Consider the following 23,959-nt stretch of genomic DNA (forward strand, 5'->3'; position numbering starts at 1 on the left):
GGGCAATTAATCTGTGGACAGACGGCAGTTGCTGTTCAGCCGCCTCCGAGGCTGCGGCCGTGTATTTTGGAGTGCGCTATGCGTGCCGGCGACTATAAGAGCATAATTTACTTGTTGTTTAATAATATTACCGTATGGTTGAATTCGCGTCGAATGAAGAAACGGTAAATGGTGGGATGTGTCTCTGGACACCATGAAAAGGCAGCTTCCGGTCGAGTGCAAGCGCTCCTTCTGCTTTGGCGCATGGAGAGCAGGTCTTATAATCGATCCTTGGGTAAAAAGTTTTATTGGCAAGTAGACTGTGCGCGCACAGGGACGAGGAAAATAAATTGAGAAAAGCAGAAAGCGTTAGCGAAAGCGCCGAAGCGAAGAAGACGGCTCCCAAGAAAAAGCCGGCCGCGCCTAGGCGCTGGAACAATCTGGTCAAGAGCCAGGATGAGCAATACCAACTGAAGCGGCAAGCGGTGATCGCGGAAGCGTCGCGGGCGTTCGGGCACAGCGGATATCAAAATGTCTCGCTCGACGACATCGCGAAAAGCCTGAATGTCACCAAGCCGGCGTTGTACCACTACATCAAGAGCAAGCAGGAGCTGTTGTATGAGTGTCACAGCCTGTCGATGGAAATCGGTGACGAGGCGTTCGAGCAGGCGATGGCGACCGGTAAAACCGGTCTCGAAAAATTGAAAAGCTTCCTTTCGATCTATATTCAAGACTTTGCCAGCGAGCTCGGAGCTTCCGCAGTCCTGCATGAATACAATGCCATGACGCCGAGCGACCGCAAACGGATCATGGCGCGCCGCCGGCAGTTCGACCTGCGCCTGCGCAGCCTGATTCAGGAAGGGATAGACGACAAAACCATCGTCCAGTGCAATCCGAAGCTCGCGGTATTCTGGTTCATGGGGGCGATCACCGGCATTCCGCGCTGGTTCAGGATCGACGGCGAACTCTCCGGTACCGAAATCGCCGAAGCCTTCGTGCAATTCCTGGTGCAGGGCATTCAAAGTCAGAAGTGACAAAAACTTCATAAAAATCTTTCCCGCTACATCCGGCTGCCTCGCATCCCACTGCGGCTGGCGGCCGCTTCCCTTTGTCTTGCGTTCGACTCCCCCCGAAGCGTGCCCGGCCATCCGGGAGTCGTCCGGGCAGCAGCATCCACTCGCCGATCCCGAATTGACGCGGCGGCAGCGGTTTCTCGATAACTATCCAGCTCCCCGGTAAAGTGGTTCTGCCTCGTCTTTTCTTGTGGACGCGGAGAGGGCTGCCGTCTCATCGAAGATCCAAGGCATGATTGACATACAAATGCGCCGAGAACATAATTGACTTTAGAGTAGAATTTATTTTCAATAGGTAAAATAATTTTCCTAAGGGTCGAATTTGTCTGAGGGACGGTGCTCCCTGAAAGCAGGAAAAGACAAGGTTTGCGTCGACCGGGACAACAATGCGCCTCCAAGCGGCGCGATTCAGAGGAGATACGATGTCCGATACTTCCACAATATTCCTGAGCGAACAGGAAGTCATGATCCGCGACTCCGCCAGAAAAGTGGCGAACGAAGTCGTTGGGCCGACGGCAGCCGCGCGGGACAAATCGCAAGCGTGGCCGCACGATGAGTTGAAAGCCGCCGGCGCGCTTGGTTTTCTCGGCATGCTGGTGCCGGAAGAATACGGCGGATCGGGAGCGAGCTTCGTTGACTACTGCCTTGCCATCGAAGAGTTCGCGGCCGCGGATGCCGGTTTCGCGACCATCGTCCATGTCCACAACAGCCTCGGCCTGACGCTGCTGTGGTCGGGTAGCGAGGAGCAAAAACGCAAGCATTTGCCGCAACTTGCAAGCGGCATGCATATCGGCGCCTTCCTGCTGACCGAACCGCATGCCGGCTCCGATACCGCGGCGTTTCGCACCTCCGCGCGGCGCGATGGCGCCCACTATGTCCTGAACGGCAGCAAGCAGTTCATCTCGAACGGCAGCGAGGCCGGCTTGGCGATCGCGCTGGCGGTCACCGACCCGGCCGCCGGCAAGCGCGGAAAAAGCCTGTTCCTGATCGATCCGAAGCAGCCTGGATACAACATTGCGCGCGTCGAAAGCAAATATGGCCAGCACACGGCGCATCTCGCGCAGATCGAATTGACCGATTGCCGGGTGCCGGCGGAAAACCTTCTCGGCGCCGAAGGCGCCGGCTATCAGCAAACGATGACGCTGCTGTCGCACGGCCGGGTCGCGATTGCGGCGCAGGCGGTCGGCGTCGCGCGCGCCGCGCTGGAGGCTGCCTTGCGCTACGCCAAGGATCGGGAAGCCTATGGCGAACCGATCATCAAGCTGCAGGCGGTCAGCTTCGATCTGGCGGAGATGGCGATGCAGGTCGATGTCGCGCACCAGTATGTGCTGCATGCGGCCCGGCTGGTCGAGGCGAACATTCCGTGCGCGAAGGAAGCCTCGATGGCCAAGCTGTTCGCCAGCGAGATGGCGGAGAAGGTGTGCTCGACCGCCCTGCAGCTTCATGGCGGATACGGCTATATCAAGGATTTCCCGGTCGAGCGTTATTGCCGCGACGTCCGGGTTTGCAAGATTTATGAAGGCACCAGCCACATCCAGAAGCTGATCATCGCACGCAGCCTGGTCTGAGGCTTTCCTGCCGATCGGATGACACGGCCGGTGCGCAACGGGAGTTCGTCATGAGTACGGAAAACGAGGGCGGGGCGGTCGACAAATCCGGATTGAGTTACCCGTACGGAGCGGCGCCGGCAGCCGGCAGTGCCAAGGAAATTGCACCAGGGGTGCTGTGGATACGCATGCACTTGCCGTTTCAGCTCGACCACATCAATGTGTGGGCGCTTCGGGACGGCGACGGCTGGGCGCTGGTGGATACCGGCATCTGGTCGCCCGACACGGCGGCGGCATGGCGCGGGTTGTTTTCCGGGGCGCTCGACGCTCCGCTGACGCGCGTCTTCGTCACCCACATGCATCCCGACCATATCGGCATGGCCGGCTGGCTGACCAGGAAGTTCGGCTGCCGGCTATGGATCAGCCGTCTGGAATACCTGAGCTGCCGCGTGCTCGGCGCCGATACCGGCCGCGAGGCGCCGGAGGAGGCGGTGCAATTTTTCCGCAGGGCCGGCTGGGACGAGGACGGCATCGAAAATTACCGTACCCGTTTTGGCGGTTTCGGCAAGATGATTTATGCCCTGCCCGACAGCTACCGCCGCTTGCACGACGGCGAGGAGTTTCAGATCGGTGCGCGGCGCTGGCGCGTCGTGGTTGGGAACGGCCATTCGCCCGAACATGCCTGCCTGTATTGCCCCGAACTGAAGCTGCTGATTTCCGGCGACCAGGTATTGCCGCGCATTTCTTCCAATATCTCGGTTTTTCCGACCGAACCGGATGCCAATCCGCTGGCCGATTGGCTCGATTCGCTCGGCAAGCTGAAGCGGGAAGTGCCGGACGATGTGCTGGTGTTGCCGTCCCATAACGAGCCGTTCCGAGGCTTGCATCGCCGGCTCGATGCGCTCGATCAGAGCCAGCATCGGGCGCTCGACCGGCTGCGCCAGGCTTTGCGCGAGCCGCGGCGCGCGATCGACGTGTACGGAGCCCTGTTCGCGCGGCCGATCACGTCGGAGCACCATCTGATGAGCATGGCGACCGGGGAAAGCCTGGCGCATCTCAACTATCTGGTGGCGCGCGGCGAAGTCTCGGTGCAGATCGAAAAAGACGGCTGCGCCTGGTACCGGATGATCTTCTAGGCGCCGCCCTTTCGGTCCACGACCAGCGCGCTTTCCGCCGCCAGGGCGTCGATCGCCAGCAATTCGACGTGGTCGGGCTTGAGCCGCGACAATTTCTGGAATTCCTGCGCCGCCGCCAATTCCAGCGATTCGCGTTCTGCTGTCGGGTCGATCGCGAGGCGCAGCGTGACTTCCTCGCGATTGCCGGGACGGGTGACTACCGCCTGGGCAGCCTTTACGCCCGGGACGCGGATCGCCAACTCCTCCAACTGCCTGGGGTAAATGAAAATTTCCCTGGCCTTGACCGCCTGCCCGACCCGCCCCTGTATCGGGCCAATCCGGGCTGCGAATCCATCGGCGTCGGTTTCGAGGGCGCAGGCGACGTCGCCGGTGCCGAAGCGGATCAACGGCCAGCCGGGTGCCAGGGTGGTGACGACGATCTGGCCGGGTGTGCCTTCCGCGACCGGTAGCCCGGTGATCGGGTCGCAAATCTGGAGCAGCCGGTCTTCGTGGATCGCGTAACCCTCCCTGCCTTCCTGTTCATAGCCGATCAGTCCGAAATCGCCGGTGGCATAGGCGGAGAAGGTCTGGATGCGGTACCGCTCCTCCAGGCGGCGGCGCTTGCCCATCCAGTCGCCCATCTCGCCGCCGAGCATGGCGGCACGGACCTTCCAGTCCTGCGGCAATCCGTGTCCCAGATTCTCCAGGGTTTCGATCAAGGTCATGAAAAATGCGGTCGAAGCGCAGATGCAGGTGATGCCGAGGTCGAGCACGATTTTCGCCTGCAGCTCGGCACCGCCGGTGCCTGCCGGAATCACCGTGGCGCCGCAGGAGGCAATCCCTTGATCGAGCAGCAGGCCGGCGGGAACCAGGTGATAAGACCAGGTGTTCAGCACGCGGTCGCCGGGTCCGATGCCGGCCGCCTGGAATACCCGCGCAAAGCCGTGCCCATCGCAGTCCGATCGCAGTTGGGGTTCATGCAGGGGGCCGGGCGAAACGAAGATCCGCGCGATATCCTGCTCGCGCGCGGCGAGAAATCCGCCGAACGGCGGGTGGGACTGCTGCAGCGCGAGCAGTTCGTCCTTGCTTGTGATCGGCAGCCGTGTCAGGTCCGCCGCGGTCCGAATGTCGGCAGGGGTCATCCAGGTTCGTTCATAAATGGCACGGATGGCCGGCGCCATCCGCCAGGCGGTTTCCTGCACGGTGCGCAAACGGGAAAATCGGTCACTGGATGTCACTTGGGTCTCCTCGCAAATAATCGCTAATGGCCGATAAACACCGGCGCTCTCTTTTCGTTGAACGCGGCCAGTCCTTCCTTCATGTCGGCGCTGTGGGCATGCACCTCGGACGCCAGCAACTCCAGCCGCAGGGCGGACTCGATCGGTTGGGCCAGGCCATCGTCGACCAGTGCCTTCATCCGGCGCAGGCCGACGGGGCTCTTGTTGGCAAGCTTGGCGACCAGTTTTTCGGTAGCCGCGGGCAATTCCGCGTCGTCCACCACCAGGTTCACCAGGCCGGCTGCCACCAGTTCCTCGGCCGCGACGAACTCTCCCGTATAGAGCAGGTATTTGGCGCGCGTCGGGCCGATCTTGCGCGGCAGCCGCACCGACCCGCCGCCGCCCGGAAGCAGGCCGTAGTTGGCGTGTGCGTCGCCCAGCTTGGCCGAGCGCGCCGCAATCACCAGGTCGCAGCACAGCACCAACTCCAAGCCGCCCGCGAGCGCCAGTCCGTTTACGGCGGCGATCACCGGTAGTGGGAAGCTCTCCAGGCGATTCATCGTCGCCAGGACGTCGCCCAAAAAGCGTTTCGTTCCGTCACCGGAATCATTGGTCTGGCTTTGCACGTATTTCAGATCGGCGCCCGCGCAAAAGGCGCGCCCGGTACCGGTCAGTACCACGGCTCGGACGTCTTTTTCGGCTTGCGCCCGGTCCAGGGCGCGGGAGATGCCGGTCAACACCTGCGGCGTGATCGAATTCATCGCGGCAGGACGGTTCATCGTGATCCACAGCGCGCCGCCGCGTACCTCGGAAATGATTTCAGCGTCATTCATCGGATATTCCTCATCAGTTGGATTCTGTGCACCATTATTAGCCTAATTCTTCTAATTGGAAATAAAAATAATTATATGGTAAATTATTTGACTGTCGAGTAGAATTGATTCCGGTATGTGGCTTTCGAAATACCGAATCGATTGGTGTCCTGGTTTCGTATAGGAAAAAATCATGGCTCTCCCGCTTGAAGGCGTGCGCGTCCTTACATTGGCCGAGCAGTATCCGGGTCCGTTCGCGACCTTGGTGGCGGCCGATCTCGGCGCCGAAGTGATCATTGTCGAACGGGGTGCCGGCGATCCGGCGCGCCAGTTCCCAGGCTTTCATGCCTCCTTGAACCGGAACAAGAAATCGGTGGTGCTCGATCTGAAATCGGAGCAGGGGAAGGACGCGTTGCGCCGCCTGATCCGCGATGCCGATGTCCTGATGGAGGGCTTTCGCCCTGGCACCATGGCGCGCCTGGGCTTCGATTATTCCTCCGTGGCGGCCATCAATCCGCGCATCGTGTACCTGTCGATCTCCGGATTCGGGCAAACCGGCCCCTATCGGGATCGTCCGGCGCACGACCTTTCCTATCAGGCGCTGGCCGGCCTCCTGTTCCGCCAGGCTGACAGCGGACATATCGAGGCGGCGCCGGAAATGGCGATCGGCGACCTTTCGTCCGCCATGTTCACGTTGGTAGCGATGTTGTCGGCCTTGCTGCAGCGCGGGAGAACCGGTAAGGGAACCTACATCGACGTTTCGATGACGGATTGCCTGGTTTCCTGGATGACGACACTCCTGGCTCCGCGCATGAATGGCGTCGATTCGGTATCGGTCAACGACGAGCCGGCGTACGGCACCTTCAAATGCGGCGATGGCAAGTTGCTGACCTTATCGATTGCGCACGAGGATTGGTTCTGGGAACCGTTGTGCGCGCTGCTCGACATGGACGAGGCGGCATCGTTGAAGCGCCCGCAGAGGATCGCGGAGCGGGACCGCTTGCGCGAGCGGATCGCCGCCTGCCTGGCGCGCCAGCCACGCCAGGCCTGGGGCGTGCAGTTTGATCAGGCCGGCATCCCCTGGGGGCCGGTGAATTCCCTGGACGAAGTGCTGTCGGACCCCCATTTTCGCCAGCGCGGATTGTTTCGTCAGGTCGCAGGCGCGGGCGGTGGCGCTTCCTGGCATGTGGCGCAGCCGCTAGTTTTCGGCGGCGATCATCCGGGGCCGAGGTCGGACGTCGCTGCGCTCGGGGCGGACACGCAATCCGTAATGGCCGGCCTCAAAAATTAGATTTTTTGGTAATTTAAATTACTTATTAGGCTTTTATCTTACTAACGAGTAAATCTTGTGTATGGTTGCCTGCAGGCGGGCTCATGCCGGCAGGACGCCGACCTGGATGAGGGAGAGAAAAGGGATGGAGCAGATTTACGTGGTGGGTGTGGGGATGACGCCATTCGGACGCCATCTGGAAACCAGCATGAAGGCCCTGACTCGGCAGGCGGTCGAAGCCGCGCTGGCGGATGCCGGCCTGGGCAAGGATGCGCTGGAAGCGGCGTTCTTTGCCAATGCGTCGCAAGGCCATATGGAGGGGCAGCACATGATCCGCGGCCAGGTCACCCTGCGCTCGATGGGGGTGGGCGGTATTCCGGTGGTGAACGTGGAAAATGCCTGCGCCAGCGGCAGCAGCGCGTTTACCCTTGCCGTCAACCACTTGCGCGCCGGCGCAGCCGATGTGGCGCTGGCGGTCGGTGCGGAAAAGATGTATTCCGCCGACCGCGCCCGCATGTTCTCGGTGTTCGACAGCGCCTGGGATGTGCACGAGGCCGAGCAAATTCGCGATCGCCTGCTGCAACTCGGACAGGGTGTGGAAGTTCCGGAGGGCAGCATATCGTCCAAGCCGTATAGCGTCTTCATGGACGTCTACGCCGCATTTTCGCGCGCGCACATGAAGCGCTTCGGCACCACCCAGCGACAGTTGGCCGCGGTCGCGGCAAAGAATCACGCGCATTCGGTCCACAACCCCCTGTCGCAATACCGGAACGCGTACACGACCGACGAGATCCTCGCCGCGCCGCCGATCACCTACCCGCTGACATTGCCGATGTGCTCGCCGATCTCGGACGGGGCGGCCGCCGCCGTGGTCTGCACCGCCGCCGGCCTGAAGCGCTGGAACATCGATCCATCGCGCGCCATCCGCGTGCTGGCGTCGATCGTCCATACCGGATCGGATCGGACCGAGGCCGATTACCGCCAGCACTGCACGGCGCTGGCGGCGCGCCGCGCATACGACCTGGCCGGCGTTGGACCGCAAGACATCTCGGTGGCCGAAGTCCATGACGCGACCGCGATGGGGGAAATCATTCAGATCGAAAATCTCGGGTTTTGCGAATTCGGCGACGGTGGTCCGTTCTCGGAGCGCGGTGAAACCAGTATTGGCGGCAGCATTCCGGTCAATCCCTCCGGTGGCCTGGAATCCAAGGGACATCCGGTCGGTGCCACCGGCATCGCCCAGGTGCACGAGCTGGTGACCCAGTTGCGCAACGAGGCAGGCGTGCGGCAGGTGATGGGCGCACGCTTGGCGCTGGCGGAGAACGGCGGTGGCCTGCAAGGCATCGAAGAGGCGGTCGCCTGCATCACCATCCTTGGCCGCTAGTGGATTGCGCATCGGCGCAGCAGCGTTGAATCAGGAGAAGAAAATTGCGTTTGGCAGATTATTTTGACGCGACAGCCGCGCGCTTCCCGCGGTACGAAGCCTTCGTCGACGGCGCAACGCGCCTGACGTATGGCGAGGCGCGGGAAGTCGTGCACGCCACGGCGCACGCACTGACCAGCGAACCTGGCTTGGGCCGCGGTGCCCATGTCGCGATTTACGCGCCCAACGATTACCGCATCAGCTTGCTGCAGATCGCGGCCAACCGGGCGGAAATGGTCTGGGTCGCGTTGCATACCCGGAATGCGCCGGCCACTAACCTGGCAATGCTCGATTATGCGGATTGCGATCTGATTTTTTTCCACAGCAGTTTCGAGCACATCGTCCCGAGCTTGAAAGCCGGGTTGCCCCGGGTGCGACGCTTCATCTGCATCGATCGGCCGTCCGAGCACGGAGAATTTCTGGAAACCTGGATCGCGCCGCATCGCAAGCCATATGTCGCGCTGCCGGAAGATCCCGAGCATGCCAGCGTGCTGCAGCCGACTGGCGGAACGACCGGTCCATCGAAGGGCGCATTGCATTCCAACCGGTCGCTGGAAATGACGCTGATTTCCATTTTCAGCACGTTGCGGATCGATTCCAGCTCGCGCATCCTGGCGGTCGCGCCGCTGACCCACGCCGCCGCCTTCATCACTCTGACAGGCGCTGCCCGTGGCGCCTGCACGGTCGTACTGCCGGGCTTCGATGCGCAGGCGGTACTGGCCACCATCGAGCGTGAGCGCATCAGTCATCTGTTCATGCCGCCCACCATCGTGTATGCCCTGCTTGCCGCCCCTGCGATTGCGGCGACGGATCTGACATCGCTGCGCTGCCTGGCGGTGGGGGCCGCGCCGATCGCGCCGGAAAAGCTGAAAGAGGCGGTGCGGGTGTTCGGGCCGGTGATCTACGAAGTGTACGGGCAAAGCGAATGCCTCTTTCCGGTGGTGGCCAAACAACCGGAGGATTACATCCACGCCGACGGCGGTTTCGACGAGGAAGCGCTGCGCTCGGCCGGCCGCGCAGTTCCCTATGCCCGTGTCGAGATCATGGACGACGATGGCAACATCCTTCCCCCCGGCGAGAAAGGGGAAATCGTGGTGCGCTCGTCGATGGTGATGAAGGGTTATTACAAAAAACCGGCGGAAACCGCGGAAGTGTCCGGCTACGGCTGGCATCACACGACTGACGTCGGCATCCTGGATGCGCGGGGCCTGATCACCATCGTCGACCGCAAGAAAGACATGATCGTCAGCGGCGGGTTCAACGTTTTTCCGAGCGAAATCGAGGCGGTGCTGAATACCCATCCGGCCGTGCTGGATTGTGCCGTCGTCGGCGTGCCGGATGAAAAGTGGGGCGAGGCGGTGAAGGCGGTGATCCAGCTGAAACCCGGCTGCCAAGCCGCCGCCGACGAGCTGATTTCTCTCTGCAAACAGGAACTCGGCAGCGTCAAGACACCGAAAAGTATCGAGTTCTGGGACGAATTACCGCGTAGCGCGGTGGGCAAGGTGCTCAAGCGCGACATACGAGAAAAATACTGGAAAGGCGAATGGCGTTCGGTGTGACGCAACAGGATACCGGCACCGCGCCAAAAGGAAATGCCGAGCGAGCCCTGGCGGCCGCTTGGCCGAGATTTACCACAGACAAATTGGAAACCCGCAAATGAACCTCAACAACAAAGTCGCCGTCGTTACCGGCGCCGCCTCCGGTCTTGGATTGGCTACCTGCAAGGCGCTGTTTGCCGCCGGCGCCAGGGTGGTCGGTTTCGACCTCGATGCCGAGGCCGTGCAAACCGCGCTGGGGCCTGATATGAAGGGGCTGGCGGTGGATGTCTCCGATGAAGCCGGCATCAAGGCCGGCATCGATGCCGTCGTGGAATTGCACGGCGCCATCCACGTCGTGGTCAACTGCGCCGGCATCCTTGGTCCGTGCAAGACCCTGTCGAGAGGCGAACTGTTCCCGATCGACCTGTGGAATCGTGTCATCGCGGTGAACTTGAGCGGTACTTTCCACATGATCCGGCATGCGGCGCTTGCCATGTCCCGCAATGAACCGGACGCGAGCGGCGAGCGCGGCGTGGTCCTCAACACCGCATCCGGCGCCGCCTGGCAAGGCCAGATGGGGCAGGCCGCATATAGCGCCAGCAAGGCCGGCGTGATCGGCATGACGCTGCCGATCGCCCGCGATCTGGCCGAGCACGGCATCCGCGTGGTAGCGATCGCGCCCGGCCTGTTCGAGACCGGCATGGCGGCGGGCATGCCGCCCAAAGTGGCGGACAAGCTGATCAATAACATGGTGCTGTATCCGGGGCGCATGGGCCAACCGGACGAATTCGCCGGCCTGGTGCGCCATATCGCGGAAAACCCCTACATCAACGCTACCACCATCAGTATCGACGGCGGCGGCCGCGTCGGCACGCGCTAGCTGGCGCACCAAGCCGTAGGCGCCGCAAGGAGCGCCGGCCGGGAAGTAAGCGCGGCGCGCGGGCCACGAGCCGGTGCCGCGTGAGAAAAAAACGACAGGAGACGAGATGAGACAAGGTATCAGCGCAGCGGGGAGCGGCATGAGTACGCCGCGACCGGCGGCGCAAGGCGCGCAGGCGGTGCTGGCGGCGGAGGGAATCCGCATGGCGTTCGGCGGCATCGTCGCGCTCGACAATGTATCGGTCGAAGTTTGCGCCGACGAGCTGCTCGCCATCATCGGCCCGAACGGCGCCGGCAAGACTTCCCTGATGAACTGCCTGAGCGGATTCTATCGTCCGCAGCAGGGCCGCATTCTGCTTAACCAGGAAGACATCAAGGGCAGGCCGGTGCATCAGATCGCCCGCTCCGGCCTGGCCCGCACCTTTCAGGGTACGCACATCTTTTCCGGCATGAGCGTGGTGGAAAACATCATGGTGGGCCGCCATATCCACATGCGGGCCACGCTGCCGGAAGCGTTCTTTTATTTCAACCGCAGCCGGCGCGAAGAATTCCAGCACCGCGAAGCGGTCGAGGAAATCATCGAGCTGCTCGAAATCCAGTCGATCCGGCATCAGCCGGTGGGCAGCCTCGGCTATGGCCTGCGCAAGCGGGTCGACCTCGGCCGGGCCCTGGCCCAGGAACCGAAGATCCTCCTGATGGACGAGCCGATGGCGGGCATGAACTCGGAAGAAAAGGAAGACCTGGCCCGCTTCATCCTCGACGTGCGGGAAGCACGGCGCATTCCCGTCGTGCTGGTCGAGCATGACATGGGGGTGGTGATGGACCTGGCCGATCGCATCGCAGTGCTCGATTTCGGCCGCAAGATTGCCGACGGTACGCCCGCCCAGATCCAGGTTGATCCGGCGGTTCTGAAAGCCTATCTCGGTGACGGAGGACACTGATGCTACCCATGTCAACGCTTCCGCAGTTGCTCCAGCAACACGCGGACAAGACGCCCGAGCGTCTGTCCCAGCGGCACAAATATCGCGGCATCTGGCGCGAATTCAGCTTCGCCCGGGTCCAGGAAAACGTGCGCGCTCTGGCGCTCGGCCTGCATCGACTCGGCCTGCAGCGCGGCGAGACGGTCGCCATTCTCGGCGAAAACGAACCGGAACACTTCTGGGCCGAATTCGCGGCCCAGGCGCTGGGCTGCAAGGTGGTCTCCCTCTACCCAGATTTGACGGCGGACGAGGTCGCCTACCTGCTGGAGGACAGCGAGGCGGTGTACCTGTTCGCACAGGATCAGGAGCAGGTCGACAAAGGTCTGGCAACCATGGAGCGCCTGCCGCTGCTGCGCAAGATCGTCTATTGGGACGATACCGGCATGTGGTCCTATCGGCATGACGCGCTGCGCACGGTAGCCGCGTTGCAGGAAGACGGCCGGCGCCTGCATGGCGAGCAACCCGAGCTGTACCGCGCCTTTCTGCTGCAAGGAAAGCCCGACGATATCGCAGTGCTGTCGTATACCTCGGGGACGACCGGCAAGCCCAAGGGCGTGATTCTGACCCACAAGTACCTGATCGACAATGCGCAGCGCGTGATCGACGCCACCGGCGCCGAACCGGGCATGGAGTACCTTACCTATATCGCTCCGGCCTGGGCGACCGAGCAGATCATCGGCATCACGCTCGGCGTCGGCTTGCCGTTCGTGGTGAATTTTCCGGAGGGGCCGGAGCAGGTCTTGAACAATATCCGCGAGCTGGCGGTGGAAGCGATGGTATTCGCGCCGCGCCAGTGGGAAAGCCTGGCATCCACAGTGCAGGCACGCATGCTCGATGCCGGCAAGATCAGCCGCCGCGTGTACGAGTGGGGCCTGGCCATTGGCCACGAAGTCAACGTCGCCCGCCTCGAAGGCCGGCCGGTCAGCACGCGCGCACGGCTGGCGTTTCCGCTGGCGGAAGCGCTGGTATTGCGGCCCTTGCGCGACCAACTGGGACTGACCCGGCTTCGGGTTGCCGGCTGCGGCGGTTCCACCATGGCGCCGGATGTGTTCCGGATGTTCCATGCGATCGGTGTGCCCTTGCGCAACATCTACGGCTCGACCGAGACCGGCTTGCTGACCATGCATCAGGGGGACCGCTACGATCTGGAAACGGTCGGGCACTGGCTGCGCGCGCATCCGGAGGCGGGTGCGCCGCTCGAATGGCGCCTGACTGCCGATGGCGAGCTGCATATAAGCGGCGGCACGCATTTCCAGGGCTACTACCGGCGCCCCGACGCCAGCGCCGAAAAGCTGGTTGACGGCTGGTTCTGCACCGGCGACGCGGTCACCCGCAGCGAGCGGGACGAACTGGTGTTCCTGGAGCGCATGGCCGATCTGCGGCGCCTGAGGTCGGGAGAAAGCTTCCCGCCGCAGTTCGTCGAAACCCGCCTGCGCTTCAGCCCGTTCATCAAGGACATCATGACGGTTGGCGACGCCACGCGCGATTTCGTCGCGGCCCTGATCAATATCGACATGAGCGTGGTGTCGCGCTGGGCCGAGGAACAAAACCTCAGCTTCTCCACCTTCACCGATCTGTCGCAAAAACCCGAGGTGGCGGAATTGCTGCGCGGTGAAATTCAGCGAGTCAATTCCTTTCTGCCGGCCCATGCGCGGGTGCGCCGTTTCGCCAATTTCCCGAAGGAGCTCGATCCGGACGAGGGCGAGCTGACGCGCACGCGCAAACTGCGGCGCGAGTTCCTGGAGCAGCGCTATGCGGCCGTAATCGATGGTTTGTACGCGGCGGCCGATGTAGTCGACATCCGGATTCCCGTCACCTATCAGGATGGGCGCCAGGGCAGCCTGGCGGCCCGGGTCGCGATTTACGACAGCGAACCGGCCGCGGCGCGGCACGGGGCGGTCTCAGCCGAACGGAGGGTAGCATGATCGAGTTTCCGAATTATCTGATCAACGGCGCGCTGATCGGTTTGCTGTACGCACTGATCGCGATGGGTTTCGTGGTGATATACCGCGCCTCCAAGGTGTTCAATTTCGCCCAGGGCGAACTGGTGGTGTTCGGCGGCTTCCTGGTCTGGTGGATGATCATGCAGATGGGCTTGCCGATGTGGGCCGGCTTGCCGCTGGCATTCGCCGCTGCGGCGGTATTCGGGCTGTTGATCGAACGGCTGTTTTTCTCCCGCCTGGTCGGCGAATCGGTTTTCTCGATGGTGATGGTGACCATCGGCCTGCTGATCCTGATCCGCGGCGTCATCCTGGTCGCGTTCGGCCCGCAGGTGCGGCCATTCCCGATCGTGTTTCCGCTGGCGCCGATCCTGGTCGGCGAGCTGCTGATTCCGCGCTCGCTGTTCTATGGCGGACTCCTGACCATCGTCATCGGGTTCGGCTTGTCATGGTTCTTCAACCGGACTCGGGCCGGCCTGCGCATGACCGCGGTGGCGGAAGACCATCAGGTCGCGATGTCGTTGGGGATTTCGGTGCGGCGCTCGGTGGCCTTCGCCTGGGCGCTGGGTTCGGTGCTCTCGACTTTGGGCGCAATCGTCTACCTGAGCGGGAAATCGCTCAATCTGCTGACCTCGGAAATCGGTATGGCGGCGCTGCCGGTCGCGCTGCTGGCGGGCCTCGAATCGATTGGCGGCCTGCTGCTGGCCGGGCTGCTGGTGGGCATCGTCCAGGCGCTGACCATGGCCTATCTCGATCCGCTGGTCGGCGGCGCGGTAGGCTCGGTGCTGCCATTCATCATCATGCTTTTAGTACTGCTGATCAGGCCGACCGGCATGTTCGGCTGGAAGACTATCGAGAGGGTATAAATCATGGATCCAGCAGGCGTATTCGCAACCAGCTTTGCCCAGGATCAGGCGTTGATCCGCACTTCCAAGCAGCGCTGGACCCTAGCCTTGTTCGGGTTGTTCATGGCGATCCTGCCGCTGCTGTTCGAGCCGCGCATCGTCGCCATCGTGACCGCGATGCTGATCACGGCGGTGGTGGTGCTCGGCCTCCAGATCAACACCGGCCTGGCGGGGCAGATCAACCTCGGGCAAGCCGCGTTCATGGGAGCCGGCGCCTACACCACGGCGATCCTGGCCAGCAAGGCCGGTTGGCCGATCTGGGCGGCGCTGCCGGCGGGCGGCATGGCGGCCGCCATATTCGGCTTCGTTTTTGGCATGTCGGCGGTCCGCATCAAGGGTTTCTATCTGGCCCTGACCACGATCGCGGCCCAGATCCTGTTCCACTTCCTGGTGCTGAATCTGCCCGCCTCCTGGCTCGGCGGCTCGAACGGCATCACGGTAAAGCCGGCCGAAATCCTGGGATTCCACTTCGACTCGGACCGCTCGATCTATTACCTCTGCCTGGCAGTGGCGGCGCTGATGCTGTTCGGCGCCTACAGTGTGGCGCGCAGCCGGCACGGGCGCGCTTTCCTGGCAGTGCGTGACGACGACGTTGCTTCCGGGATGATGGGAATCAACGTGGTCCGCACCAAGGCCGTGGCCTTCCTGCTGGGCGCGTTCTATGCCGGCATCGGCGGCGGCCTGTGGGCATATTACGTGCGTTTCGTTGCCGTCGACCAGTTCACGCTGTTCCACTCGATCTGGTTGATCGCCATGATCATCGTCGGCGGCGTCGGCTCGATCACGGGTGCCCTGATCGGCGTGTTCGTGATCAAGCTGGCGCAAGAGATGATCAGTTCGGCCGGCTCCACGATCGTCGAGCATGTTTCGTTCCTGAGCGGCGACATCGTGTTTGCCGCGATGAATATCTTCCTGGGAGCGATGATTGCCGGCTTCCTGATTTTCGAGCCGCGCGGCCTGATGCACAGGTGGCAGATCATGAAGCGCTCCTACCGCTTGTGGCCTTTCCCGTATTGAAGTTGAAAAAAAACGGAAGCGGCCGAAGGCGGCGCTTCCTCTTGTCGGTGCGTTCGATAACTACCAAGGAGATGAAAATGGGTTTTTTTGAAGCAAAATTTGACCAACGGCCGGCCCCGGCTCCGGCTCGGACGCATGCCTGGCTGCTCGGCGCGGCGGGCGGCTTGAGCATGCTGCTGGCTGGCGCCGGCGCGCAAGCCCAGACCACCTACAACCTCGCCGGCCTGGCCGATTTCACCGGCCCCTATGCCGACATCATGAAGGACGTCACGGGCTGCCGCCGCGGGGTCGTCGACTGGTGGAATGCCGAGGTCGGCAAGGATCTTGGCGTGGTACTGAAAATCAAGGACTATGACACCCGCTACGACGTGGCGCAGGTGGCCAGCCTGTGGCCGGGCGCCAAATCGGAACTGAATCCGATCCTGGTGTTCGGTATCGGCGGCCCGGATGCCGCCGCGCTGCAGGAGCGCTTGCCGGCTGACAAGGTGCCGATGATCATGGCCACCGCCGGCTATGGTTATGGCTGGAAGCCGAACCCCTGGGTGTTCAATGCGCGCCCGACCTACCCGCACGAGGCGAGCGCCTTCATGGAATGGTTCCGCAAGAAACGCGGCGGCGATGCGCCGCTGAAGCTGGGCATCATTTCTTCGGAAGCTTCGCCCGCCTATGTGGATATCCATAAGGGCATGGAAAAATACGCCAAGGAAAATCCGAAATTGCTGGAAGTGGTCGAGACCATCTATACCGAGGTGCAGCCGACCGACCTGACGCAGCAGGTGGCACGCCTGGTGCGCAAGGGAGGCGAGGTGATCCAGATCCAGACCAACACCGCAGCCGTGGTCGCGACCCGGCGCGCGCTGCAAAGCCTGGGCAAGACCAATATCCCCATCATGATGAGCGCGCACAACAGCCTGCAGGCATCCGGCAAGGCGATCGGCGGGCTGGCGCAAATGGAAGGGAACTACGAAGCCTACGGCATGGCGATCCCGACCGAGGACAAGACCACGGCGCGCGGCTTCTACGAGAAACTGCGCGACAAGTACAAGGTCACGGCCGGCTACAACGTCCCCTGCCTGATGGGCTTGAATCAGGCGATTGTCGCCGTGCGCACGGTGGAGAACGCCGCAAAGGCGGTGGGCCCGACCAAGCTGAGCGGCGAGATCGTTCGCAAGACGCTGGTGACGACGCCGATTTCGACTGAACAAAGCTTTGGCGTGCTGCCGACGCTGACCTATTCCGAAGATGCGCCGTTCCCGACGCGCGGCCTGACGGTGAATATCGGTTCGGTGCAAGGCGGAAAGTACACGATCGTCGACCAGAACGTCGCCGTTCCCGTATTGAACAAGTGGTGATATGAACCTGACGCGCCCCGCCCCGGCGGGGCGCGTGAATTGCCTTGGGAGAGACACTTGCTTGAACTGAATAACGTGGAAGCGCTGTATAGCGACGTGATTCTCGCGGTCAAGGGGATTTCGGTAAATATCCCGAAAGGGAAATGCGTGGCCTTGCTGGGAGCCAATGGAGCCGGCAAGAGCACCACCTTGAAGGCGATTTCCAACCTGATCAGTTGCGAGGATGGACGGGTTTCGGGAGGCGGCATTTCCTTCGACGGCGCGCCGCTGACCAACCAGGAGCCGGCGCATATCGTCCGGCGCGGCATCGTGCACGTGGTCGAAGGGCGGCAAGTGCTGCGGCACATGACGGTCGAACAGAACCTGGTGGTCGGCGGCCACATGGTGGGCGGAGCCGAGGCGCGCCGGCGCCTGGAGCACGTGTACCAGCGCATCGGCCGCCTGGCCGCCCTGCGCGGCCGCACCGCCGGTTACCTGTCGGGCGGCGAGCAGCAGCTACTGGTGATCGGCCGCGCCCTGATGTCGGACCCGAAACTGATGATGATCGACGAACCCTCGCTCGGCCTGGCGCCGCTGATGATCGAGGAAGTATATGGTTTGCTGGCGCAACTGAAAGCGAGCGGCCTGACGCTCCTGATCGTCGAGCAGAACACGCGCGTGGCGCTCGATCTCGCCGACTACGGCTACGTGATGGAAAACGGCCGCATCGTGCTGGAGGGCGCCGCCGCCGACCTCAAGTCCAACGAGGACGTGCGCGAGTTCTACCTCGGGCTGACGATGGATGGCGAGCGCAAGAGCTATCGGGAAATGAAGCACTATCGGCGGCGCAAGCGCTGGCTCGGCTGATACCGGCCGGCAAAGGAGAGAGCCATGACGAATCCGCAGGAAAACCTGGTTACGCGCCTGGACCGTGGCCCGGTAAGTTATCTGGCCCTGAACCGCCCGCAGCGCGGCAACAGCCTGTCGCTGGCGATGATCGATGCATTGCATCGGCGCCTGCTCGAGCTGCGTTCCGAAACCGGCATCGGTGTGATCGTGCTGAGCGGCGTCGGGCAAAAAATCTTTTGTGCCGGGCATGACCTGAACGAGTTCAGCGCCGAAACCGATCCGGAATTCTTCAAGGCCGTCTCGGTGCGCTGTTCGGCCATGATGCAGGCGCTGCGCGAGCAGCCGCAAATCGTGATCGCGCGCGTGGAGGGTGTCGCGACCGCCGCCGGTTGCCAACTGGTGGCCAGCGCCGATCTGGCGATCGCCGCCAGCGATGCGCAATTCGCCACGCCGGGGGTAAACATCGGCCTGTGGTGCCTGACGCCGATGGTGGCGCTCGGGCGCAGCGTGCTGCCCAAGCATGCGATGCAGATGCTTGCCACCGGCCGCCTGCAGGATGCCGAGTTCGCGCTGCGCGCCGGGCTGGTCAACCAGGTGGTACCGGCCGCCGAACTGGATGTGGCGGTAGCGGCGCTGGCAAACGAGATCGGCAGCAAGTCTACCTACACGCTGGCGCTCGGCAAGCAGGCGTTTTATCGCCAGTTGCCGATGCCGCTGGCGGATGCCTACGAGTATTGCGGCGAAGTGGTGGTGCGGAATATGGCGCATGCCGATGCCAGGGAGGGTATCCGGGCCTTTGTCGAAAAGCGCCGCCCCGAGTGGGTCGGCCGCCAGTCCTGAGCGTGCGCCGCGCCGGTCGCGGCACATGCCGGGATTCCAGTGCCGGCGCGCCGACATCCGAAGGATGACACGATGGATAATTTGTTCGGCCTGAGCGCCAGGACGGCGCTGATCACCGGGGCTTCGAGCGGTATCGGCCTGCATATCGCAGGCGTGTTCGCGCGTGCCGGCGCCACCGTGGTGCTGGCGGCGCGGCGCATGGAGCGTATCGAGGCGGCGGTCGCGGCTCTGCGCGAGCAGGGCCATACGGCCCATGGCGTCTATCTCGACGTTACGCGAACGGAAACGATCGCGGCGGCATTCGAGAGCGCGGAACGGCAGTGCGGCGCGCCGATCGACATCCTCTACAACAATTCGGGCGTGATCTATGCCAGCCCGTTCGTCGAGCAGAAAGAAGAGGAAATCGCGCGCATCTTCGATACCAACCTGAAGGGTGCGATGCTGGTCGCCCAGGAGGCGGCGCGTCGCATGCTGCCGCGGCGCTCGGGTGCGATCATCAATATCGCCTCGGTCGCCGGCCTGCGCGCCGGCGGCTGGCTGGCGAGCTATGCGGCATCGAAGGCGGCCCTGATCCATCTGAGCAAGGTGATGGCGCTCGAACTCGGGGGCAAGGGAATCCGCGTCAATGCAATCTGCCCGGGCACGATCGAAAGCGACATGCACGACGCCTTGCACGATTTCCAGGATGGTTTGTTGAAGCGCACGCCGCTGCGGCGCTTCGGCAGACGGGAAGACCTGGATGGTGTGTCGCTGTTGCTGGCGTCCGATGCCGGCAGCTACATCGTTGGCGCGGCGATTCCGGTGGATGGCGGACAGGCGTTGGCCTGGATGTGAAATTGGTCGTCTGCCGTCGGCATGGCGATCTCGCGCAGGCTCAGCCCATGCCATTGCGCCGAACCAGCTTGAGTACCTCGATCCACAGCACGCTGGCGATACCGATGCCGCACGCTGCCGCCAGTTCGGCGGCGCTCAGCGGCGCGAAGCGGAACACGTCCGCCAGCAACGGCAGGTATAGCGCCAGCGCCAGCAATGCCAGTGTGGTGCCGGTGACGACCCACAGAATCGGGTTGGGCGCGCGCCAGGCTTCGACGATGGTGCGCGTGCGCGAGCGGTTTGAAAAAATCAGCGCCAGATTGGCAATGATCAGCGTCGCGAAACCAAAGGCGCGCGCCTCCGGTTCTGGTAGGACATGCGTCGCCCAGGTGTAAGCCGCCAGCGTCGCGGCCAGCGCTCCCAGCCCTTGCAGTGCCGCCATGGCCAGCGTCCAGCCACCAAACAGCGGCGCAGCCGGGTTGCGTGGGGGTGACTGCATGCTGTCCGGTTCCGCCGGCTCATTCTCGAACGCCAGCGAACAGGCCGGATCGATGATCAGCTCCAGGAACACGATGTGCATCGGATACAGCATGACCGGCCAGCCCAGCACCACCGGCAGCAATGCCATGCCGGCGATCGGCACATGCATCGCCAGCACGTAGGTCATCGATTTCTGCATATTGGTGAAGATGCGGCGTCCAAGCCGGACCGCATGCACGATCGACAGGAAGCGATCGTCGAGCAGCACCAGCGACGCCGCCTCGCGCGCCACGTCGGTGCCCCGTTGCCCCATGGCGATGCCGACATGCGCCGCCTTCAGCGCGGGCGCGTCATTCACGCCGTCGCCAGTCATGGCGACTACGCCGCCGTTCGCTTTCAGTGCCTGCACGATATGCAGTTTTTGTTCGGGCGCGATGCGGGCGCAGACATTCGCGGTCTGGATGCGCTGACGCAGTTCCGCTTCACCCAGGCTTGCCAGGTCGTCACCGGTGAGTGTCTCTCCGGCCGGAATGCCGGCCTGGCGCGCAATGGTGCGGGCGGTGAGCGGATAGTCGCCGGTGATCATGATGACCCGGATGCCGGCCTGGCGGCATTGTTGCATCGCGTCCGGAATGTCCGCACGCAGCGGGTCGGCCAGCCCCATCAGGCCCAGGAAAATGAAGTCGAACTCATGTTTGCTCTGAGGCCAGGCGCCACCCGAGAAACGCGCTTGCGCCACGGCCAGTACCCGCAAACCCTGGCGCGCCATCGCGTCCGCCGCTGCTGAAATCGACTCCTGGCTGACGCGGTCCAGATGGCACAGATCGACGATCGCTTCCGACGCGCCCTTGGCGGCAATCACGTACTCGTCCGTGCCAACGGCTTTCCAGGCATGCGCCATGGCGCGCAACTCGGGCGTGAGCGGATATTCCTGCACCAGGCTCCAGTCGTTGTGCAGGTGCTCGGTGTGCGCCAGAAAATGCTGGCCGAGCCGGTGAAACGCCTTCTCCATCGGATCAACCGGAGCAATTGCGCTGCCGAGGATCGAAAATTCCACCAGCGCGTGAAACGACTCCGGCAACTCGGCCTGTGCGCTGTAGTCCACCGCAAGCTGTCCGCCGCCGGCATACAAGCAGGCCACCGTCATCCGGTTCTCGGTCAGCGTTCCGGTTTTATCGACGCACAGCACTGAGGTCGCGCCCAGGGTTTCGATGGCTGCCAGACGCCGCGTCAGCACTTGCTGGCGCGCCAGGCGCCACGCGCCCAGCGCCGGAAACACAGTCAGCACCACCGGGAATTCTTCCGGCAGCATCGACATCGCCAGTGCAATGCCGGCCAGCAAGGCTTGCAGCCAGTCGTCGTGCAGCAGGCCGTAGACAATCACCAACAGCAGACTGAGGCCGAGTCCCAGCAGCGCAAATAACGTGACCATGCGCGCCGTCTGTTTTTGCAGCGGCGACGCTTCAGACTTTAGTTTCTGCAGGGCGGAGCCAATCCGCCCGATTTCGCTGCGCGGTCCGGTCCCGGTCACGCGTAGCATGCCGTGGCCTTGCACCACCAGCGTGCCGGAATAAACGAACGGCTGGTCGTCGCCACCGAGGTGGGCAGGCGCGACGGCAGCATCGGTCTCGGCTCCCGCGATCTTGCGCACCGGCACCGATTCTCCGGTGAGCAGCGATTCGTCGACCTGCATGTCGTTGCCGGAAATCAGGATGCCGTCGGCCGGCACCCGATCTCCTTCCGACAGCACGATGAGGTCGCCGGCCACCACTTCGCGGCTGTCGATTTGCTGGCGCTGGCGGTCGCGAATGACCCAGGCTCGCGGGCTGCTGATATCGCGCAAGGCTTCCAGCGCGCGCTCGGTTTTTCCTTCCTGATAGAGCGTCAGGCCCACCATCAGGAGGACCATGGCAAATAAAAACACGCCCTCGTGCGGTTCGCCCAAAATCAGGTACAGCAGGCCAGCTGCGAACAGCAGTATAAACATCGGCTCATGCGCAGCTTCCCACATGATATGTATCAATGTGCGCCGGCGCGCGCTGGGCAATGCGTTCGGGCCTTGCTCGGCCAGCCTGCGGGCTGCCTCTGCCGTAGTGAGGCCGTCACTGGTGCGCGCGTCGTCTGGAAGAGTCATGAGCTGACCTGGCTCCGGTTGTGCAACCTCGCGAAATTTCGGAAAGCGTCGTCGTGTACCGCTATTTTGCCGGTAAATCGTGGCAGCTTGAGATCGCAGTGGCGCGGTGTTGATAAATAGCGCATCGCTCGTGAAAGCTTGCGGGATCGAAACAAGTTCTTACAAAGGCTCGGCCGGGTCAGCGTTGATTGCCGGTAGAATCGCCACATCCTTGATTGATTGGGTAGATCGTCTATGCGCTGGATGCAAAAATGGCAGGTTTGGCTGCTGGCCGCGCTGTTGCTGGCGGCGGGCGGTATCGGCTACCGATATTGGTCGGAGAAAAATTCCGACCCGCAATACAAGACCGTGAAAATCGAAAAGGGCGCGATCACCGCCACCGTGGCGGCGTCGGGCACCTTGAATCCAGTGGTCTCGGTGCAGGTCGGATCGCAAGTATCCGGCCAGTTGAAGGAAATTCTGGTCGATTTCAACAGCGAGGTGAAACAGGGCCAGTTGATCGCCCGTATCGATCCCGAAACCTTCGAATACAAGGTGCGGCAGGCGCAGGCCGATCTGGATGCCGCGCGCGCCCAGGTGCAGACCCAGCAAGCCATGATCGCCGCTCAGCGTTCGGAAGTAGCGCGCAATGAAATCACGGTCCTGGATGCCAAGAGCGATTTCGAGCGCAAGCAGCAGTTGCTGGAGAAAGGTTTTATTTCGGCCGCCGACCGCGACAAGGCGCGCGCCGTGTATAACGCGGCGGCGGCGCAACTGGCCACGGCGCGCGCGCAAGTCACCGTCGCTGAAGCCAACCTGCGCAACGGCGAGGCAGCGGTACGGCAGCGCAGCGCAGTGCTGGCGCAGGCCAATGTCGATCTCGGACGCACCGCGATCAAGGCGCCGGTGGATGGCGTCGTCATCAAGCGCAGCGTGGACGCCGGCCAGACCGTGGCCGCCAGCCTGCAGGCACCCGAATTATTCATCATCGCCGGCGACCTGACCGACATGCGGGTCGATACCGCGATCGACGAATCGGAAATCGGCCGTATCCGCCAAGGACAGAAGGCGACCTTCACGGTGGATGCCTTTCCCGGCCGCACTTTCGAGGGTGAAGTGCGGCAAATTCGCAAGGCGGCGCAAAACGTCTCGAACGTGATCACCTACATGGTCGAAGTCAGCGCCGACAACCCGAAGAAGGAATTGCTGCCGGGGATGACTGCCAACGTGCGGATCGCCACCGACAGCCGGCGGGAGGTGTTGAAAGTGGCGAACGCCGCGCTGCGCTTCAAGCCAAGCGGCGCCGGTGCGTCCAACGCGGCGCCGGCAGAACGCCCGGCTGCTGCCACCGGAAGTGGCGGCAGCGGCGGCCAAAGCCAGCAACTGCGGCAGCGGCTGGAAAGCGAGCTGCAGTTGAGCGATGCGCAAAAAACCCGGCTGGATGCGATTTTCAGCGGCTTGCGTGAAAAAATGGCGGCAGCCAGAGGCGCCTCGCCGGAGGAGCGGCAAAAGCTGCTGGAGCGCAATCGGGCCGAGATGCGGACGCAGATCGTCGAAATCCTGACGCCGGAGCAGGCGCGCAAATTTGACGCGATCAGCGCCGAAAGCCAGGGCGGGCGCGGCGGCCGTAGCAGCAGTGGCCGCATTTATACGCTGGATGGCGCCGGCCAGCCGCGGGAGTTGAACGTGCGGCTGGGGCTGACCGACGGCACGATGACCGAAGTGATGGCGCCTGATCTCAAGGAAGGGGCCGAGATTATCGTCGGCATCGCGCAGCCGCAAAGCGGCGCGGCGCGGCCCGGCGCCGCGCCGCGCGGTGGTCCGCGCATGTTCTGATC

General features: G+C 63.0%; 19 protein-coding genes. 16 read left to right on the forward strand and 3 right to left on the reverse strand.

The annotated features are described in order from the left end of the window. The first annotated feature begins 329 nt into the window (after nucleotides 1–329). The 3 genes from ACK2VC_RS12505 to ACK2VC_RS12515 all read left to right on the forward strand — a co-directional run bounded on the left by ACK2VC_RS12505 (nucleotide 330) and on the right by ACK2VC_RS12515 (nucleotide 3,735). Nucleotides 330–1,013: a TetR/AcrR family transcriptional regulator gene (locus ACK2VC_RS12505; protein WP_486730682.1), complete on the forward strand. Its 684-nt coding sequence runs from the start codon at nucleotides 330–332 to the stop codon at nucleotides 1,011–1,013. 479 nt (nucleotides 1,014–1,492) lie between these two features. Further along, nucleotides 1,493–2,620 (forward strand): acyl-CoA dehydrogenase family protein, encoded by a 1,128-nt coding sequence (locus ACK2VC_RS12510; RefSeq protein WP_486733236.1) that lies wholly within the window; start codon nucleotides 1,493–1,495, stop codon nucleotides 2,618–2,620. 50 nt (nucleotides 2,621–2,670) lie between these two features. Further along, nucleotides 2,671–3,735, forward strand: a complete 1,065-nt coding sequence (locus ACK2VC_RS12515) for an MBL fold metallo-hydrolase (RefSeq protein WP_486730683.1) — start codon at nucleotides 2,671–2,673, stop codon at nucleotides 3,733–3,735. Here the strand turns inward: ACK2VC_RS12515 and ACK2VC_RS12520 are convergent. Together ACK2VC_RS12520 and ACK2VC_RS12525 are read right to left on the reverse strand one after the other, a co-directional pair. Further along, nucleotides 3,732–4,952: a phenylacetate--CoA ligase family protein gene (locus tag ACK2VC_RS12520; protein WP_486730684.1), complete on the reverse strand. Its 1,221-nt coding sequence runs from the start codon at nucleotides 4,950–4,952 to the stop codon at nucleotides 3,732–3,734. The two genes, ACK2VC_RS12515 and ACK2VC_RS12520, sit on opposite strands and share 4 nt — an antisense overlap. Nucleotides 4,953–4,975: 23 nt before the next feature. Continuing rightward, nucleotides 4,976–5,764, reverse strand: coding sequence for an enoyl-CoA hydratase/isomerase family protein (locus tag ACK2VC_RS12525; protein ID WP_486730685.1), 789 nt, complete (start codon nucleotides 5,762–5,764; stop codon nucleotides 4,976–4,978). Between the two features lie 172 nt (nucleotides 5,765–5,936). Here ACK2VC_RS12525 and ACK2VC_RS12530 point away from each other — a divergent pair, with 172 nt between their 5' ends. From ACK2VC_RS12530 to ACK2VC_RS12585, 12 genes are all read left to right on the forward strand, one after another. Continuing rightward, on the forward strand, nucleotides 5,937–7,034 hold the full coding sequence (locus tag ACK2VC_RS12530; RefSeq protein ID WP_486730686.1) for a CaiB/BaiF CoA transferase family protein: 1,098 nt from the start codon (nucleotides 5,937–5,939) through the stop codon (nucleotides 7,032–7,034). Nucleotides 7,035–7,158: 124 nt separating this feature from the next. After that, a complete protein-coding gene (locus ACK2VC_RS12535) occupies nucleotides 7,159–8,397 on the forward strand; it encodes a thiolase family protein (protein WP_486730687.1) in 1,239 nt (412 codons plus the stop codon). Nucleotides 8,398–8,447: 50 nt separating this feature from the next. Beyond that, nucleotides 8,448–9,995, forward strand: a complete 1,548-nt coding sequence (locus ACK2VC_RS12540) for a class I adenylate-forming enzyme family protein (protein ID WP_486730688.1) — start codon at nucleotides 8,448–8,450, stop codon at nucleotides 9,993–9,995. 97 nt (nucleotides 9,996–10,092) lie between these two features. Continuing rightward, nucleotides 10,093–10,854, forward strand: coding sequence for an SDR family NAD(P)-dependent oxidoreductase (locus tag ACK2VC_RS12545; RefSeq protein WP_486730689.1), 762 nt, complete (start codon nucleotides 10,093–10,095; stop codon nucleotides 10,852–10,854). A gap of 139 nt (nucleotides 10,855–10,993) precedes the next feature. Then, entirely contained in the window at nucleotides 10,994–11,794 is an 801-nt protein-coding gene (locus tag ACK2VC_RS12550; RefSeq protein WP_486733237.1) for an ABC transporter ATP-binding protein, read from the forward strand. A gap of 8 nt (nucleotides 11,795–11,802) precedes the next feature. Continuing rightward, entirely contained in the window at nucleotides 11,803–13,758 is a 1,956-nt protein-coding gene (locus ACK2VC_RS12555) for an AMP-dependent synthetase/ligase (RefSeq protein WP_486730690.1), read from the forward strand. Then, a complete protein-coding gene (locus ACK2VC_RS12560; RefSeq protein WP_486730691.1) occupies nucleotides 13,755–14,639 on the forward strand; it encodes a branched-chain amino acid ABC transporter permease in 885 nt (294 codons plus the stop codon). The genes ACK2VC_RS12555 and ACK2VC_RS12560 overlap by 4 nt, the downstream gene beginning before the upstream one ends. Before the next feature lie 3 nt (nucleotides 14,640–14,642). Further along, nucleotides 14,643–15,695 carry a branched-chain amino acid ABC transporter permease gene (locus ACK2VC_RS12565; protein ID WP_486730692.1) on the forward strand — a complete coding sequence of 351 codons (1,053 nt, stop codon included), beginning with the start codon at nucleotides 14,643–14,645 and terminating at the stop codon, nucleotides 15,693–15,695. A 77-nt stretch (nucleotides 15,696–15,772) separates the two neighbouring features. Further along, complete coding sequence (locus ACK2VC_RS12570; RefSeq protein ID WP_486730693.1) at nucleotides 15,773–17,047, forward strand: ABC transporter substrate-binding protein; 1,275 nt, start codon at nucleotides 15,773–15,775, stop codon at nucleotides 17,045–17,047. Nucleotides 17,048–17,104: 57 nt separating this feature from the next. Then, the gene (locus ACK2VC_RS12575) at nucleotides 17,105–17,893 is read left to right on the forward strand and encodes an ABC transporter ATP-binding protein (RefSeq protein ID WP_486730694.1); all 789 of its coding nucleotides are present in this window, start codon (nucleotides 17,105–17,107) and stop codon (nucleotides 17,891–17,893) included. 24 nt (nucleotides 17,894–17,917) lie between these two features. Then, nucleotides 17,918–18,715, forward strand: coding sequence for an enoyl-CoA hydratase (locus ACK2VC_RS12580; protein ID WP_486730695.1), 798 nt, complete (start codon nucleotides 17,918–17,920; stop codon nucleotides 18,713–18,715). Nucleotides 18,716–18,787: 72 nt separating this feature from the next. Further along, on the forward strand, nucleotides 18,788–19,549 hold the full coding sequence (locus ACK2VC_RS12585; RefSeq protein WP_486730696.1) for an SDR family NAD(P)-dependent oxidoreductase: 762 nt from the start codon (nucleotides 18,788–18,790) through the stop codon (nucleotides 19,547–19,549). Between the two features lie 40 nt (nucleotides 19,550–19,589). On the opposite strand, the gene ACK2VC_RS12590 is transcribed toward ACK2VC_RS12585, so the two are convergent. Then, on the reverse strand, nucleotides 19,590–22,142 hold the full coding sequence (locus tag ACK2VC_RS12590; protein WP_486730697.1) for a cation-translocating P-type ATPase: 2,553 nt from the start codon (nucleotides 22,140–22,142) through the stop codon (nucleotides 19,590–19,592). Nucleotides 22,143–22,376: 234 nt separating this feature from the next. Between ACK2VC_RS12590 and ACK2VC_RS12595 the strand changes: the two genes are divergently transcribed. Then, nucleotides 22,377–23,957 (forward strand): hypothetical protein, encoded by a 1,581-nt coding sequence (locus ACK2VC_RS12595; RefSeq protein ID WP_486730698.1) that lies wholly within the window; start codon nucleotides 22,377–22,379, stop codon nucleotides 23,955–23,957. Nucleotides 23,958–23,959 lie beyond the last annotated feature (2 nt).

Source organism: Herbaspirillum sp. WTB6, assembly GCF_057457785.1.

Coding starts and splice junctions, on each gene's coding strand:
- ACK2VC_RS12525 (WP_486730685.1), bottom strand. CDS start 5,764: ATGAATGACGCTGAAATCATTTCCGAGGTACGCGGCGGCGCGCTGTGG.
- ACK2VC_RS12590 (WP_486730697.1), bottom strand. CDS start 22,142: ATGACTCTTCCAGACGACGCGCGCACCAGTGACGGCCTCACTACGGCA.
- ACK2VC_RS12560 (WP_486730691.1), top strand. CDS start 13,755: ATGATCGAGTTTCCGAATTATCTGATCAACGGCGCGCTGATCGGTTTG.
- ACK2VC_RS12515 (WP_486730683.1), top strand. CDS start 2,671: ATGAGTACGGAAAACGAGGGCGGGGCGGTCGACAAATCCGGATTGAGT.
- ACK2VC_RS12595 (WP_486730698.1), top strand. CDS start 22,377: ATGCGCTGGATGCAAAAATGGCAGGTTTGGCTGCTGGCCGCGCTGTTG.
- ACK2VC_RS12565 (WP_486730692.1), top strand. CDS start 14,643: ATGGATCCAGCAGGCGTATTCGCAACCAGCTTTGCCCAGGATCAGGCG.
- ACK2VC_RS12550 (WP_486733237.1), top strand. CDS start 10,994: ATGAGTACGCCGCGACCGGCGGCGCAAGGCGCGCAGGCGGTGCTGGCG.
- ACK2VC_RS12555 (WP_486730690.1), top strand. CDS start 11,803: ATGTCAACGCTTCCGCAGTTGCTCCAGCAACACGCGGACAAGACGCCC.
- ACK2VC_RS12585 (WP_486730696.1), top strand. CDS start 18,788: ATGGATAATTTGTTCGGCCTGAGCGCCAGGACGGCGCTGATCACCGGG.
- ACK2VC_RS12530 (WP_486730686.1), top strand. CDS start 5,937: ATGGCTCTCCCGCTTGAAGGCGTGCGCGTCCTTACATTGGCCGAGCAG.
- ACK2VC_RS12570 (WP_486730693.1), top strand. CDS start 15,773: ATGGGTTTTTTTGAAGCAAAATTTGACCAACGGCCGGCCCCGGCTCCG.
- ACK2VC_RS12535 (WP_486730687.1), top strand. CDS start 7,159: ATGGAGCAGATTTACGTGGTGGGTGTGGGGATGACGCCATTCGGACGC.
- ACK2VC_RS12545 (WP_486730689.1), top strand. CDS start 10,093: ATGAACCTCAACAACAAAGTCGCCGTCGTTACCGGCGCCGCCTCCGGT.
- ACK2VC_RS12580 (WP_486730695.1), top strand. CDS start 17,918: ATGACGAATCCGCAGGAAAACCTGGTTACGCGCCTGGACCGTGGCCCG.